Here is a 14,562-nt window from a genome sequence, read left to right as displayed (position 1 = left end):
AGGTCGACGCGACCAAGTATTAGATCGGGTAGGGCCGATATGTCCGCAGGGAGGTTGTCACTTCGACGGACAGTGAGGCGGCACCGCGACGTTCGCGATGCCGCCGCCTCCGCTCACCCACCCAACCCCGCCTTCACAAGCAACCCAAGCGCGACACACACGAGCGCGGCCGCGAACCCGACCTGCACATGCCGCGCGGACAGGAGGCGCGACACGCCGCGGCCGGCCGCCATCCCGAGCGCGGTGGTCGCGGTGAACCACAGCGTCACGTCGAGCGGCGCGTGCGTGCCGGCGGCGAGCGTCGCGATCACGCCGCCCGTGCCGACCAGCGCGATCACCATCAGCGACGTCGCGACGATCCCATGCATCGACACGTCGGTGAACTTGCGCAGCATCGGCACGATCACAAAGCCGCCGCCGACGCCGAGCAGGCCCGTCATCAGGCCGGTCACCGCGCCGGTCGACGCGAGCGCGACACCGGCCGGCCACGACCAGACGAGCCGGCCGGTGTCGGGGTTCACGCGGCCGACGCACAGCGGCGAAGCCTGCACGGCGTCGCCAGGCGTGCGCAGCGCCTGCCGCAGCAGCCGGCCGGCGACGACCAGCATCGTCGCCGCGAACAGCGCGAGCAGCACGCGTTGCGGCAGCACGTGCGCGAGCCGCACGCCGAGCGCCGTGAGCGGCACGCCGGCCGCGGCCATCAGGAACGCCGCGCGATAGCGCACGAGGCCGCGGCGAAAGCCTTCGAGCGCGCCGAGCGCGGCGCTGCCGGCCACCGCGACGAGCGCGACCGGGGTCGCCTGCTGCATCGGCCAGCCCATCCCGACGACGAGCGCGGGCACGGCGAGAATGCCGCCGCCCGCGCCCGTGAGCCCGAGCACGGCGCCGACGATGCCGCCCAGCACGAGAGAGATCAGCATGATGTCATCCGGTCGGGCGCAATCAGTCGGCGATGGTCGGCTTCGCGAGCCATTCGCGGCCCTTGAGCATCGCCTTCCAGTAGAGCGGCGGCAGCAGCCGCTCCTTCAGCAGCCACGCGAGCCGCGACGGACGCCGGCCGTCGATCAGCCACGCGGGAAAGGTCGGCGCGACCTTGCCGCCGTACAGGAACTCGGCGAGCACGATCCGGCCGCGCTCGACGGTCAGCGGGCACGAGCCATAGCCGTCGTAGGCCGCGTCGCCCTGCGCCTTGCCGAGCGCCGCGAGCACGTTGTGCGCGACGACGGGCGCCTGCTTGCGCGCGGCGGCGGCCGTTTTCGCGTTGGTGGTGTTGGTCGCGTCGCCGAGCGCGAACACGTCCGGAAAGCGCTTGTGTCGCAGTGTCGCCGGATCGACATCGATCCAGCCGGCCGGGTCGGCGAGCGGGCTCGCGCGCACGAAATCGGGCGCCTTCTGCGGCGGCACGACGTGGATCATGTCGAACTCGCGCTCGACGGTTTCCGCGCCGCCGTCGGGCAGCGTGCGCCGAAACGTCGCGCGGCGCGCGGGCCCGTCGATCGCGACGAGGTCGTGGCCGAACGACAGCCCGATGTCGTAGCGCTTCACGTATTCCATCAGCGCGGGCACGTAGTCGGCGACGCCGAACAGCGCGGCGCCCGCATTGCAGAACTCGACGTTCGCCGCGCCGAGCCGGCCTGAGCGCAGCCAGTGGTCGCACGCGAGATACATCGCCTTCTGCGGCGCGCCCGCGCACTTGATCGGCATCGGCGGCTGCGTGAACAGCGCGCGGCCGCCCTGGAATTCGCGGACGAGTTGCCACGTGTACGGCGCGAGATCGTAGCGGTAGTTCGACGTGACGCCGTTGCGGCCGAGCGTGTCGGTGAGGCCGTCGATCGCGTGCCAGTCGAGCTTGAGGCCGGGACAGACGACGAGCTGCCGGTAGCCGATCCGCCGGCAGCCGTCGAGCACGACCGCATGCGCTTCCGGCTCGAAGCCGGCCACGGCCGCCTGGATCCAGCGCACGCCGCGCGGCAGCACGTCGGACATCCGGCGCGCGGTCGTCTCCGGCCGGAACACGCCCGCGCCGACCATCGTCCAGCCGGGCTGGTAGTAATGCACGTCGGCCGGATCGATCACGACGATGTCGAGCGACCGGTCGCGCGCGAGCAGGCTCGATGCGACCGCGAGGCCGGCCGCGCCCGCGCCGACGATCACGATGTCGTGGCTGGCGTCGACGGCCTGCGCCGCGCGCTGGCCGCGCGCCGCGACGCCGGCCAGGTCGTAGCCGGCCGCGGCGGCCGTCGCGACGATGTCGTCCAGCGGCCGCAGGCCCGCCTGCGACAGCGCCCACAGCGTCGCCGAGCGCGTGCCGGTGCGGCAGTACGCGAGCACCGGCGCATCGAGCGACGCGATGAGCGCGCCGAAGCGCACGGCCTGATCGTCGGTGACCTTGCCGGAATCGACCGGCAGGTCGTGCACGGCGATGCCGAGCGGCGCGGCGGCCGCGCGAATCTCGGCGACGGTCGGCTGGTCCGGGCCTTCGCCGTCCGGGCGGTTGCAGACGATCGCACGGAAGCCCGCGGCGGAGAGCGCGGGCAGGTCGGCCGCCGTGATCTGGGGCGAGACCGACAGCGTGTCGGTCAGCTTGCGGATGTTCATTGTGTGGGTCCTTCGGTTGGGGCGGCGGCGAGGCGCTCAGATCGCGTCGAGCGGGATCTTCAGGTAGCGCACGCCGTTGTCTTCGGGCTCGGGCAGGTGGCCCGCGCGCATGTTGACCTGCACCGACGGCAGCATCAGCACCGGCATGTCGAGCGTCGCGTCGCGCGCGGTGCGCATCGCGGCGAAGTCGTCCTCGGTCACGCCGTCGCGCACGTGCACGTTCGCGCGCCGCTGCTCGGCGACGGTGCTCACGTACTGCACGTCGCGGCCGCCGGGCGGGTAGTCGTGGCACATGTAGAGGTGCGTGTCGGCGGGCAGGCCGAGCACGCGCGCGATCGACCGGTACAGCGTTCGCGCGTCGCCGCCGGGGAAGTCGCAGCGCGCGGTGCCGTAGTCGGGCATGAACAGCGTGTCGCCGACGAATGCGGCGCGTTGCGCACCGTCGTCGACGCAGTAGGTCATGCACGCCGGCGTGTGGCCGGGCGTGTGCAGCGCGCGGATCGACAGCGCGCCGAGCGGCAGCACGTCGCCGTCGTCGAGCAGCCGGTCGAACTGGCTGCCGTCGCTCGCGAAGCCGGCGCCCGCATTGAACAGCCGGCCGAACACATGCTGCACGCGCCGCACCTGCGCGCCGATCGCGATCGCGCCGCCGACGCGCGCCTTCAGGTACGGCGCCGCCGACAGGTGGTCGGCGTGCACGTGCGTCTCCAGCAGCCAGCGCACCGTCGCGCCGAGCTCGGCGACGCGCGCGAGCAGCCGGTCGGCGCTGGCGGTGCGCGTGCACCCCGACTTCGGGTCGTAGTCGAGCACGCTGTCGATCAGCGCGCATTCGCGGCTCGTCGTATCGAGCAGCAGGTAACTGATGGTGCTGGTCGCCGGGTCGAAGAAGCCTTCGACCGACATGACGGGCAGGTTGCTCACGGGATCGTCCTCATTCAGGTTCTGCAATCGACGTCCGGTATTACAAAAACCGTGCCAGGCGGCCTTGACGCGCCGGGGAACGCGCCAGGGGCTTGATTCAGTTCGGGTTTTTACCGGCGGGCATGCGGCGGGCGGCGACGCGCGCAACCTGCCGGCGCGCGCATGCTGCCAGTTTTGGCAGTGTCATGGCAGAATCGGCAGTCCACATGACAGACCCCGCCGAACCCGACCATGAGCCAGCACGACGTCATCCCGATCGTTCCCGCCCAGCCGCGCGGCGCCGCGCCCGACGTGGGCGCGCTCGTTTCCTACCTGGAACACGATCCGCAGCCGATGATCGTGGTCGACCCCGACTACCGGATCCTCGCGGCGAACGGCGCGTACCGGCGGCAGTTCGGCGTGGCGGGCGTCGAGCACGTGGGCCGGCATTGCTACCGCGTGTCGCATCACTACGACGTGCCGTGCGACCAGGCGGGCGAGCACTGCCCGATGAAGCAGGCGCTCGAGTCGCGCGGCGCCGACCGCGTGCTGCACATCCATCACACGCCGCGCGGCCCCGAGCACGTCGACGTCGAGCTGCGCCCGATCTTCGATGCGGCGGGCGACGTGATCGCGTACGTCGAGCGGCTGACGACGCTGAAGAGCGCGTCCGCGCAGCCGAGCGCGCAAGGGCTCGTCGGCGGCTCGGACGCGTTCAACGCGGCGCTCGGCGCGCTGCAGCGCGTCGCGCCGTCGCTGCTGCCGGTGCTGCTGCTCGGCGAGTCGGGCACCGGCAAGGAACTGTTCGCGCGGGCGCTGCACGAGGCGAGCGCGCGGGCGATGGGGCCGTTCGTCGTGGTCGATTGCTCGGGGATCGCCGAGACGCTGTTCGAAAGCGAACTGTTCGGCTACGAGAAGGGCGCGTTTACGGGCGCGGCGGCGCGCAAGCCGGGCCTCGTCGAAACCGCGCAGGGCGGCACGTTGTTTCTCGACGAGATCGGCGACGTGCCGCTGCCGATGCAGGTGAAGCTGCTGCGGCTGATCGAGTCGGGCACGTTCCGGCGCGTCGGCGGCGTCGAGACGCTGCGCGCGGATTTCCGGCTGGTCGCCGCCACCCACAAGCCGCTGCGCGCGATGATCGACGACGGCCGGTTCCGGCAGGATCTCTATTACCGGATCAACGCGTTTCCGATCCACCTGCCGGCCTTGCGCGAGCGGCACGGCGACGTCGCGCTGCTGGCCGCGTCGATCCTGCGGCGGATCGCGAACGCGCGCGCCGGGGCCGGCGACGCGCTCGCCGCGCCGCACACGCTGACCGACGCCGCGCGCGCGTGCCTCGACGCCTATGCATGGCCCGGCAACATCCGCGAATTGCGCAACGTGCTCGAACGCGCCTGCCTGTTCGCGGACGACGGCACGATCCGCAGCGAGCACCTGCCTGATGAGATCGCATGTGCGGATGCGGCGTCGCGGCTGCCGGACGCGTCGCGCGCGCCGTCCGACGACGAACTCGTGCGCATCGCGCGCACGTTCCGCGGCACGCGACGCGCGCTCGCCGAACGCGTCGGGCTGAGCGAGCGCACGCTGTACCGGCGGCTGCGCGCGCTCGGGCTCGCGACGCGGGACGCGTGACGGCATCCCGTCGCCGCACATGCATGCATTGCGACAAATATTCAAACTCGGACAATCATTAATGGTTGTTTTACGATAATTGATCACCTAGAATCCGGGCATGTTCTCCCTACCGCGAGGAATTCGCATGCCTGCCGATCGCATTGCCCGTGTCAGCCAGCGGATGGCTGCCGTCACGCTCTGGTTCATCGTCGCGATGATGCTGCTCAACGCCGCATGCTGGGTGGCGCCGTCGCTGAACGCGACGCCGTCCGGCGCGGGTCTCGGCTTCGGCCTGACCGATTCGCTGATCACCGGGCTCGGCGTCGACGTCGCCGCGTTTCCGTGGTGGCAGAAGGTCGGCGGCGTCGTGCTGTCGAGCGTGCCGCTCGTCGCGCTGGCGAGCGGCCTGCGGCATCTGCGCCTGCTGTTCCGCCGCTATGCGGGCGGCGACTATTTCTCGGCGGACGCCGCCCGGCACCTCGGCAAGATGGGGCGCGCGGTCGGTCTGTGGGTCCTGCTGAGCATCGTGTGCGAGCCGCTCCTGAGCATGTGGGCGACGATGCGCGAGCCGGCCGGACACCGTGTCGTCACGATCAGCATCGGCATGCCGTATGTCGTCGCGCTGTTCACCGCGGCCTGCATCCTCGTGATCGCGCACATCCTGCGGCAGGCGAGCGCGCTCGACGCCGAGCACCGGCAATTCGTGTGAGGCGCGCGCGATGCCGATCATCGTCAAGCTCGACGTGATGCTCGCGACCCGCAAGGTCCGCTCGAAGGACCTCGCGGCGGCCGTCGGCATCACCGAACAGAACCTGTCGCTGCTCAAGCAGGGGAAGGTCAAGGGGATTCGCTTCGCGACGCTCGACGCGATCTGCCGTCATCTGGATTGCCAGCCCGGCGATCTGCTCGCATTCAGCGACGACGATGTCGCCGACGCGGGCTGACGCGTCGCGCAAACGCGCGGCTCGGGCATGACGGGGAGCATCGCAGTCGGCAAGATCGATGCGCGGCGGCTGGGCGTTGGCGTGCTGGCGTTCGTCGTGGCGTTGTCGCTCCATCTGCTCGGCTGGCTGGCGCTGCGGTCGGCGTCGATAGCCGAGCGCGCCGCAAGACTGCCGGCCGCGGACACGGCCAGGCGGGCGTTGAGCGTCGAGCTGATTCCGTTGCAGACGCCGGCGCAGCCGCGGCGCGCGCCGGCGACGATCGCGCCGGTTCGTGGCCGGACGGATGCGGCCGGGTCCGGCGGTGCACGCCCGTTGCGCGATCGGGACGCGAGCATGACGACACGCGTGCCGGCGCGTTCGTCCGCAGCGGCGACCCGAATGCCGAAAGCGGACGCCGTGAGCGCCCCCGAAAGCAGCCCGGCCGACGCGCCGGCGCCCGGCGTCGACTGGCGGGGCGAGCTGGATGCGATCGGCGCGCCGCGAACGGTCGGGCGCAGTCCGGCGGCCGCGACCATCAGCGGGTTGGGGGTTTCGTCCGGCGCGGTCGCGGGCGTGTCGCGGCGGGCGACGACGGACGCCACGCTCGCGCGCGGGATGTCGGAGGCGCGCCGCGCCGACTGCCGCAATGCGTATGCGGGGATGGGGCTGCTCGCGATTCCGGCGCTCGCGATCGACGCGGTGCGCGATGCCGGCTGCAAGTGGTGAGTCGGCGCGATGGCATGGCGGCGGCGTGCGCCCTTCGGGATAATGGCGCGTCCTTTCCGAGGTTCGCCATCACAATGAAAATGAAAACAAGCTTCCGCCACGCGTGGCCCGCGATCGCCGCCATGCTGTTCAGTCACGCCGTTCATGCGGCCGAGTACACGTGGACCGACACGGCCGGCGCGCACGCGGTCACGTTCACGGAGACCCCGCGTCCGGACGGCGCGCAGCTGAGGATCGTCGGGACGCTGAACGGACAGCCGGACTGGAAGGTGCGCGACGACGTGACGCAATGCGATCTGGACAAGGTTCTCGCCGTCGTGCCGTCATCGGTCGAAATGCTCGACCTGCTCGGCAACGGCCGCAAGCAGTTCCTGTTCGCGTACAAGATCGGCTGCCGCGGCGACGTCAGCCCCGACGAGGTCAAGTATTTCCTGATCGATCAGGGCAGGAAATACGTGCTGCGCGGCGAGGAAACCATCACGCTGAACGGCAAGGTGATGGACGGCGGTGCGCCGCCCGTGCCGAACGCGGACCTGAAGGCCAATCCCGCGTTTCTCCGCTACATGACGAAGCATTGGCGCGGCGTCAGCCTGCGCGCCTATCCGTAATCGCGCGCATTCCGTCAGGCTGTCAGGCGGCCGGGCCGCATGCGGTGCGCATGCGGCCCGGCCGAGCGTCGCTCAATGCTGCGGATTCAACTGCGCCATCGTCTGCCGCATGAAGCCGAGCAGCGTCTCGTCGGCCCACGCGTCCTTCGTCAGCGCCGGCTCGTTCATCATCGCGCGGCGGAATTTCGCGTGCGTGGCCGGATCGTCGCCCGCATAGCTGCGGAACAGGTCGAGCCAGCGCCGCGCGAGCGCGCGGGCCTCGGGCGAATCGGGCCGCGCGCCCGCGTCGATCGCATCGCGCACGTCGGCCATCAGCTGCGGCCATTCCATCGCACGCTCGCCGTAGTGTGCGCGCATGAAGCGGATTTCGTCCGGCGCGAGGTACTTTTCGAAGATCCGCATCTTCGTTTCGGCCACCGCGCGCAGCACGTAGTCGCGCAACGCAGTCGAAATGCCGATCTGCGCCTGCAGCGACGGCTCGCGCTCGTGCATCAGGTTCAGTTTCGCCAGCAGGCGCGGGTCGTTGTTCGTGTCGCGCACGAGCAGCGTCATCCAGCGGTCGGCGAGCGCGCGCACGCGCTCGTCCTCGGGCGGCACGCCCGCGTCGTATAGCGCACGCACGTCGGCAACGAGCGCGATCCATTCCGCGTCGCCGGTCTGGCTCTTGCGGTACATCGGCATGCGCGCGAGTTCTTCCTCGGAGAAATATTTGTCGTACACGGTCATCAACTCCAGTGTGGTGAGCCAATCGGCCAGTTCCGGCTCCGTGCCTTCGGCGAGCTGCGCGTGCAGGCGCACGAGCCGCTCGCGCAACTGCGCGCTCTGTTCGATCTGACGGTCGAGCAGCGTGATCTGCTTCGCGACGAGGTCGACGAGCGGGGCGCCGGGCTGGTTCAGGTAGTCGCCGATTTCGGCAAGCGACAGTCCGAAGCGACGCAGGGCCTGGATCTGGTGGAGCCGGGCGATGTCGTCGCGGTCGTACAGCCGGTAGCCGTTGTCGGCGCGCGCCGAAGGCGTCAGCAGACCGATCGCGTGATAGTGATGAAGCGTGCGGACGGTCAGCCCGCTGCGTTTCGCCAGTTCTCCCACTTTCAGCCGCATTCGTTCCTCCGTTTGGTGCGCACGCTGGAGTCTCGAACGTTACGCTACGTGAGGGTCAAGCGGAAGAGTGGGCGTCGGGCGCGGAACCCGACGCCCGGGCCGGCTCATTGCGGCGATGGCGGCGCGTTCGGCACGGCGGCGCGGGCCTGCTGGCCGGCCGCCGTCTCGACGGGCGGCGTGCCCATCGCCTGATACAGCCGCGCGGTGTCCGCGAGCCGCGCGCCCGTCGCGCGGATCTCGTCGAGCCGCGCGTTGCGGTACTGCAGCTCGCTCGCGCGCGACGCCGACGGCGGCAGCGCGCCGAGCCGCACGCGCGCGGCCGCATCGTCATACGCGCCGCGCGCGGCGAGCGCGGCGCGGCCCGACGCGTCGAGCGCCTGCGCGTCGTGCTCGAGCGCCGCGAGCGAGTCGGCGACGTCCTGGAACGCGGTGAGCACGGTCTGCTTGTACTGGTCGACGGCGGCCGCGTAGCTTTCCTTCGCCGCGCGGCGCTGCGCGAGCAGCGCGCCGCCGTGGAAGATCGGCTGGCTGAGCGACGCGCCGATGCTCCAGATCGCGCCCGCGCCGGACAGCATCGTCGGCCAGTTGAAGCCGCCTTGCCCCATCGACGCCGACAGCGACAGCTGCGGGAACAGCTGCGCGGTCGCGACGCCGACCTCGGCCGCGGCGGCCTGCAGCGCCGCGTCGGCCGCGCGGATGTCGGGGCGGCTCCTCAGCAGGTCGGACGGCACCACGACCGGCACCTGCGCGGGCAGATGCAGGTCGGCGAGCGCGAGGTCGGGGGGCGGCTGGTCCGGCGTGCGACCGACCAGCACCGCGAGCGCATGGCGTGCCGAGTCGCGCTGCTGGCGCAGCGCGGGCAGGCCGGCCGCAACCGTCTCCGCGCTTTGCCGCGCGTTGAGCGCATCGCCGCGCGACGCGGCGCCGAGCGCATAGCGGCGCTCCGCGTCGCGCGCCTGCGCATCGGCGAGCGCGACGAGCCGTTCGGTCGTGTCGATCTGCGCGCCGAGCACCGAGCTCGTGACCGACGCGACGACGATGTTCGCGGCGAGCGCGCGGCGTGCGGATTCGAGCTGGAACGCGCTGACGTCGACGCGCTTGGCGAGCGCCCGGTTCGCGAAGCGCGACGCGCCGAACAGGTCGATCGTGTAGCGCGCCTGGAGCTGGCCGACGAACGTGTCGTACAGCAGCGTCGGCGCGCCGAGCGCGGGAATCGGCACGCCGAGCGCGCGCTGGCGCGCGGCCTGGCCGCCCGCGTCGATCGACGGCAGCATCGAGCTGCCGATCTGCGCGCGCAGCTGCTCGCGCGCGGCGTTCAGCGTGTGCACGGCGGCGCCGAGCGTCGGGCTGTTGCGCAGCCCTTCGTCGACGAGCGCGTTCAGCGCGTCGGAGCGGTACTGCGTCCACCAGTCGGGCACCGGCTGCGCGCCGACTTCGAAATGCTGCGCGACGCCTTGCGCCGCCACCGTCTGCTCGGCTTGCGGCGTCGCGCCGTAGTGCGCGGGCGACGGCATCGCCGGCGGCTCGCCGCTCGGCGCGAACCACGCGCAGCCCGCGAGCGCGCCGGCGAGGCCCGCGGCCGCGAGCGCGCGCGCGGTGTTCGTCATCAGATTCATCGACAGCTCCATGATCAGGCTCCCGACGGCGCGGCGTCGCCGGAAGCGTGGCCACCCTGCGAAGGGCCCCCCTGCGGGTCGCGCTCGTCGTTCCTTACGCGGAACCACGCGGCGTACAGCGCCGGCAGGTAGAACAGCGTCAGCACGGTCGCGCTCGTGATGCCGCCCATCAGCGCGGTCGCCATCGGCCCGAAGAAGTTCGAGCGCAACAGCGGGATCAGCGCGAGCACCGCGGCGGCGGCCGTCAGCGTGATCGGCCGGAAGCGCCGAACGGTCGCGCCGATGATCGCGTCGAAGCGCCCGTGGCCGGCCGCGATGTCCTGCTCGATCTGGTCGACGAGGATCACCGAGTTGCGCATGATGATCCCGAACATCGCGATCACGCCGAGCATCGCGACGAAGCCGAACGGCTGGCCGAACAGCAGCAGCGTCGACACCACGCCGATCAGCCCGAGCGGCGCGGTCAGCACGACCATCAGCACGCGCGAGAAGCTCTGCAGCTGGATCATCAGAAGCGTGAACACGGCGATCGCCATCAGCGGCATCTGCGCGTTGATCGACTTCTGCGCTTTCGCGCTTTCCTCGACCGACCCGCCGATGTCGATCCGGTAGCCGACCGGCAATTGCGCGCGCAGCGCATTCAGCTTGCCGTCGATCGCATGCGTGACGTCGATGCCCTGGGCGCCGGCGCGCACGTCCGACTGCACGGTGATGGTCGGCTGGCGGTCGCGCTCCCAGATCACGCCGTATTCGAGCGACGGCGTGAAGCGGCCGAGCGAGCCGAGCGGCACGGGGCCGTTCGGCGTCGGCAGCGCGAGGCCCGCGAGCTTCGCGGGATCGACGCGGTCGGCCCGCGGCGCGCGCAGGTCGACCGCGATCAGCTTGTCGCGCTCGCGGTATTGCGTGACGGTCGTGCCCGACAGCGTCATCGCGAGGAAGCTCGACACGTCCTGCGACGTGACGTTCAGCGCGCGCGCCTTGTTCTGGTCGAGCTCGAAGCGCACCGAGCGCTCGGCCGGCTCGTCCCAGTCGAACTGCACGTTCACGGTGCGCGCGTCGCCGCGCATCGTGGCCGCGACCTGCTCGGCGATGCCGCGCACGGTCGCGATGGTGTCGCCGCTGACGCGGAACTGCACCGGATAGCCGACCGGCGGCCCGTTCTCGAGCCGCGACAGCCGCCAGCGCACCGCCGGAAACCGTTCGCGCAGCGTGGTTTCGAGCCAGCGCGCGAGCTTTTCGCGATCCTCGACCGATTTCGCGGTGATCACGAACTGCGCGAAGTTCGGCAGCTGCAGCTGTTGGTCGAGCGGCAGGTAGAAGCGCGGCGCGCCGCTGCCGACGAAATTGACCGCGTGGTCGATCTCGGGGCGCCCGGCGATCGCCTGCTCGAGGCGCTCGGTTTCGCGCAGCGTCGCCGCGAACGACGCGCCTTCGGGCAGGCGCAGGTCGACGAGCAGCTCGGGCCGGTCGGAGCTCGGGAAGAACTGCTGCGGCACGAGCGAGAAGCCCAGCAGCGACACGACGAACAGGGCCACCGTGATCGCCAGCACGACGAAGCGCCGCTCGATGCACCAGTGGATCCAGCCGCGCAGCCGCGTGTAGAAGCGCGTGTCGTAGATGTCGTGCTCGTGATCGTCGGGCAGGTGCGCTTCGTGCGCGTGCTTCTTGCGCTCGGGCAGCATGTGGAAGCCGAGCAGCGGGATCAGCACGACGGCCGCGAACCACGACGCGATCAGCGCGATCGCCGACACCTCGAAGATCGAGCGCGTGTATTCGCCGGTGCTCGACTTTGCGAGCGCGATCGGCAGGAAGCCGGACACCGTGACGAGCGTGCCCGTCAGCATCGGGAACGCGGTGCTGGTGTACGCGAACGCGGCGGCGCGCGCGCGGCTGTAGCCCTGCTCGAGCTTCACGGCCATCATCTCGACCGCGATGATCGCGTCGTCGACGAGCAGGCCGAGCGCGAGCACCAGCGTGCCGAGCGACACCTTGTGCAGGCCGATGTCGAACAGGTACATGAAGAGGGCGGTGACCGCGAGCACGACCGGAATCGAGATCACGACGACCATCCCGGTACGCAGCCCGAGCGACACGAGGCTCACGACCAGCACGATCGCGACCGCTTCGGCGACCGCCTCGAGGAAGTCGTCGACCGAGCGCGACACCGCATCGGGCATGCTCGACACCTCGGTCAGCTTGAGGCCGGCGGGCAATTGCGCGCGCAGTGCCTGCGACGTCGCGTCGAGCGCCTTGCCGAGCCGGATCACGTCGCCGCCCGGCTGCATCGTGATGCCGATGCCGAGCACGGCCTTGCCTGCCGCGCCTTTGCCGTTCGGCCCTGCATCGGCGCTGCGCATCTGCGTGACGGGCGGATCGTCGTAGCCGCGCTTCACCGTCGCGAGGTCGCCGAGGCGGAACGTGCGGCCGTTGATGCGCAATAGCGTGTCGGCGAGCGCGGCGACGTTGTCGTACTGGCCGCTCGGCCGGATGAACACGCGGTCGTCGGCGGTCGTCAGCACGCCGGCCGACGCCACGCTGTTCTGCGCGTTGAGCGCCTGGCCGAGCTGCTGCGGCGAAATGCCGACGCGCGTGAGCTGCGCGTTGTTGACCTCGATGAAGATCCGCTGGTCCGGATCGCCGAAATAGTCGACCTTGGCGACGCCCGGCACGCGCAGCAGCACCGTGCGCAGCTGGTCCGCGTAGTCGTGCAACTGCGCGGGCGAGAAGCCGTCGCCTTCGAGCGTGTAGATGTTGGTGTAGACGTCGCCGAACTCGTCGTTGAAGAACGGGCCCTGCACGCCGGGCGGCAGCGTGTAGCCGATGTCGCCGACCTTCTTGCGGATCTGGTACCAGGTTTCCGGCACGTCCTTCACGGGCGCCGAGTCCTTCATCGTGAAGAAGATCAGCGATTCGCCGGGGCGCGAATAGCTGCGCAGGAAGTCGATCGCCGGGGTTTCCTGCAGCTTGCGGCCGATCCGGTCGGTCACCTGCTCCTGCACCTGGCGCGCGGTCGCGCCCGGCCAGAACGTGCGGATCACCATCACGCGGAACGTGAACGGCGGGTCTTCGGATTGCGCGAGGCGCGTGTACGCGAGGATGCCCGCGACCGTCGCCAGCACGATCAGGTAGACGACCAGCGCCTGGTGGCGCAGCGCCCACGCGGACAGGTTGAAGCGGCTTTCTTCGCGAAACGAACTCATGACGCGAAGTCCTCCGGATGCAGCGGCGCGATCGCGCGCACCTTCTCGCCCGCGCTGACCGTGTGCACGCCCTGCAGCACGACGCGCTCGCCCGGCTGCAGCCCGCGCGACACGGTCACGGTGCGCTCGTTGAAGCGCGCGACGTCGACGCGGCGCAGCTCCAGCGTGTCGTTCTGCGCGCGCACGACCCACACGGCCGGATGCTGGCCGTCATGGAACAGCGCGGTCGCGGGCAGCGTGATGGTCGCGGCGTCGCTGCCGGCCGTCAGGCCGTCGAACGCGACGTCGGCCGTCATGCCGAGGCGGATCACCGGGTCGGGCCGTTCGAGCGACAGCTTCACGCGGTAGGTGCGGCTTTGCGGATCGGCGGCCGGCGCGACCTCGCGCACCTTCGCGGCGAACTGCCGGCCCGGCAGCGACGGCAGCGTGACGCTTGCCGTGTGGCCCGGCGCGAGCGCCGCGAGCGCCGCTTCCGGCACGTCGCTGACGACGTCGACGTCGCCCGCCCACGCGAGCTGGTAGACGGGCTGCCCGGCGGACACGTTCTGGCCCGTGTCGGCCTGTTCGGCGGTGATGTAGCCGGCGTGGTCGGCGACGAGCGTCGCGTAGCGCAGCTGGTTCCTCGCGAGCGCGAGCTGCTGCTGCGCCTGGTCGCGCTGCGCGAGCGCCGACGTGTACGCGTCCTCGGTCTGCTCGAGCTGCGCGGTCGCGATCAGGTTCTCGCGGGCCTGCGCGCGATCGCGGTCGAGCTGCTGCTTCGCGAACGCGAGGCGGTGCGACGCGGCGTCGAGCTGCGCCTGCGCGCTCGCGGCGTTCTTCTCGACGTCCGAAGGATCGAGCAGCGCCACGACCTGGCCGGCCTTCACGGTGTCGCCGAGCCGCACCTTGCGCTCGACGATCTTGCCGGCAATGCGGAACGACAGCGGCGTCGCGTAGCGCGGCTGGATCTCGCCGGGCAGCGTGCGCGACACCGCGACGCCGTCGGCGCGGGCCGGCTGGGCAACGACGGGGCGGGGTGCGGGTGGTGCGGATTCTTTCGGGTGACAGGCGGCGACGACGAGCGCGGCGCCGACCAGCAGCGCAGCACGGGAACCGGAGCGATTCACGAAACCCCCAGAGGCGGTAAGAACGGAGCGAAACCGGCAAGCGGCGGGCGCTTGCCCCGAGCGGCGCGCAACGATGCGCGCGGACAAGATCTTTCGGATACTGTTGCGGATTCTAATACAGTGCTGTATCTGAATGCAAAGATGAATCTGAAAGCCAGTTGGCGCCAGGT

At 70.8% G+C, this 14,562-nt stretch carries 12 protein-coding genes; 5 read left to right on the top strand and 7 right to left on the bottom strand.

Going from position 1 to position 14,562, the window contains the following annotated elements; genetic code table 11:
* Positions 1-113: 113 nt before the first annotated feature.
* Genes KY49_RS08110 through KY49_RS08100 form a run of 3 tightly spaced genes read right to left on the bottom strand, consistent with a single transcriptional unit; the run spans position 114 to position 3,501 of the window.
* Entirely contained in the window at positions 114-920 is an 807-nt protein-coding gene (locus KY49_RS08110) for a sulfite exporter TauE/SafE family protein (RefSeq protein WP_042584113.1), read from the bottom strand.
* Between the two features lie 22 nt (positions 921-942).
* Positions 943-2,598 carry a bifunctional protein tyrosine phosphatase family protein/NAD(P)/FAD-dependent oxidoreductase gene (locus tag KY49_RS08105; RefSeq protein WP_042584112.1) on the bottom strand — a complete coding sequence of 552 codons (1,656 nt, stop codon included), beginning with the start codon at positions 2,596-2,598 and terminating at the stop codon, positions 943-945.
* A 36-nt stretch (positions 2,599-2,634) separates the two neighbouring features.
* A complete protein-coding gene (locus tag KY49_RS08100; protein ID WP_442854615.1) occupies positions 2,635-3,501 on the bottom strand; it encodes an MBL fold metallo-hydrolase in 867 nt (288 codons plus the stop codon).
* A gap of 351 nt (positions 3,502-3,852) precedes the next feature.
* On the opposite strand from KY49_RS08100, the gene KY49_RS08095 reads away from it, so the two are divergent.
* From KY49_RS08095 to KY49_RS08075, 5 genes are all read left to right on the top strand, one after another.
* Positions 3,853-5,130 (top strand): sigma-54 interaction domain-containing protein, encoded by a 1,278-nt coding sequence (locus tag KY49_RS08095; protein WP_370445477.1) that lies wholly within the window; start codon positions 3,853-3,855, stop codon positions 5,128-5,130.
* A 127-nt stretch (positions 5,131-5,257) separates the two neighbouring features.
* Positions 5,258-5,821 (top strand): DUF2975 domain-containing protein, encoded by a 564-nt coding sequence (locus KY49_RS08090; protein ID WP_042584110.1) that lies wholly within the window; start codon positions 5,258-5,260, stop codon positions 5,819-5,821.
* Between the two features lie 10 nt (positions 5,822-5,831).
* The gene (locus KY49_RS08085) at positions 5,832-6,056 is read left to right on the top strand and encodes a helix-turn-helix domain-containing protein (protein ID WP_042584109.1); all 225 of its coding nucleotides are present in this window, start codon (positions 5,832-5,834) and stop codon (positions 6,054-6,056) included.
* A 27-nt stretch (positions 6,057-6,083) separates the two neighbouring features.
* Entirely contained in the window at positions 6,084-6,761 is a 678-nt protein-coding gene (locus KY49_RS08080; protein ID WP_042584108.1) for a hypothetical protein, read from the top strand.
* 80 nt (positions 6,762-6,841) lie between these two features.
* Entirely contained in the window at positions 6,842-7,369 is a 528-nt protein-coding gene (locus KY49_RS08075; RefSeq protein WP_042584107.1) for a M949_RS01915 family surface polysaccharide biosynthesis protein, read from the top strand.
* Between the two features lie 72 nt (positions 7,370-7,441).
* Here KY49_RS08075 and KY49_RS08070 read toward each other — a convergent pair whose 3' ends face one another.
* From KY49_RS08070 to KY49_RS08055, 4 genes are all read right to left on the bottom strand, one after another.
* Positions 7,442-8,470, bottom strand: a complete 1,029-nt coding sequence (locus tag KY49_RS08070; RefSeq protein ID WP_042584106.1) for a MerR family transcriptional regulator — start codon at positions 8,468-8,470, stop codon at positions 7,442-7,444.
* Between the two features lie 104 nt (positions 8,471-8,574).
* Positions 8,575-10,098 carry an efflux transporter outer membrane subunit gene (locus tag KY49_RS08065; protein ID WP_042584105.1) on the bottom strand — a complete coding sequence of 508 codons (1,524 nt, stop codon included), beginning with the start codon at positions 10,096-10,098 and terminating at the stop codon, positions 8,575-8,577.
* Positions 10,099-10,100: 2 nt separating this feature from the next.
* The gene (locus KY49_RS08060; RefSeq protein WP_042584104.1) at positions 10,101-13,286 is read right to left on the bottom strand and encodes an efflux RND transporter permease subunit; all 3,186 of its coding nucleotides are present in this window, start codon (positions 13,284-13,286) and stop codon (positions 10,101-10,103) included.
* Positions 13,283-14,392 carry an efflux RND transporter periplasmic adaptor subunit gene (locus KY49_RS08055; RefSeq protein ID WP_042584103.1) on the bottom strand — a complete coding sequence of 370 codons (1,110 nt, stop codon included), beginning with the start codon at positions 14,390-14,392 and terminating at the stop codon, positions 13,283-13,285. The genes KY49_RS08060 and KY49_RS08055 overlap by 4 nt, the downstream gene beginning before the upstream one ends.
* Positions 14,393-14,562: the final 170 nt, after the last annotated feature.

Source organism: Burkholderia sp. MSHR3999, from assembly GCF_000833595.1.
Lineage (GTDB): Bacteria > Pseudomonadota > Gammaproteobacteria > Burkholderiales > Burkholderiaceae > Burkholderia > Burkholderia ubonensis.
Note: the sequence above shows the minus strand (reverse complement) of the source record. Positions and strands in the feature narration are given on the sequence as shown.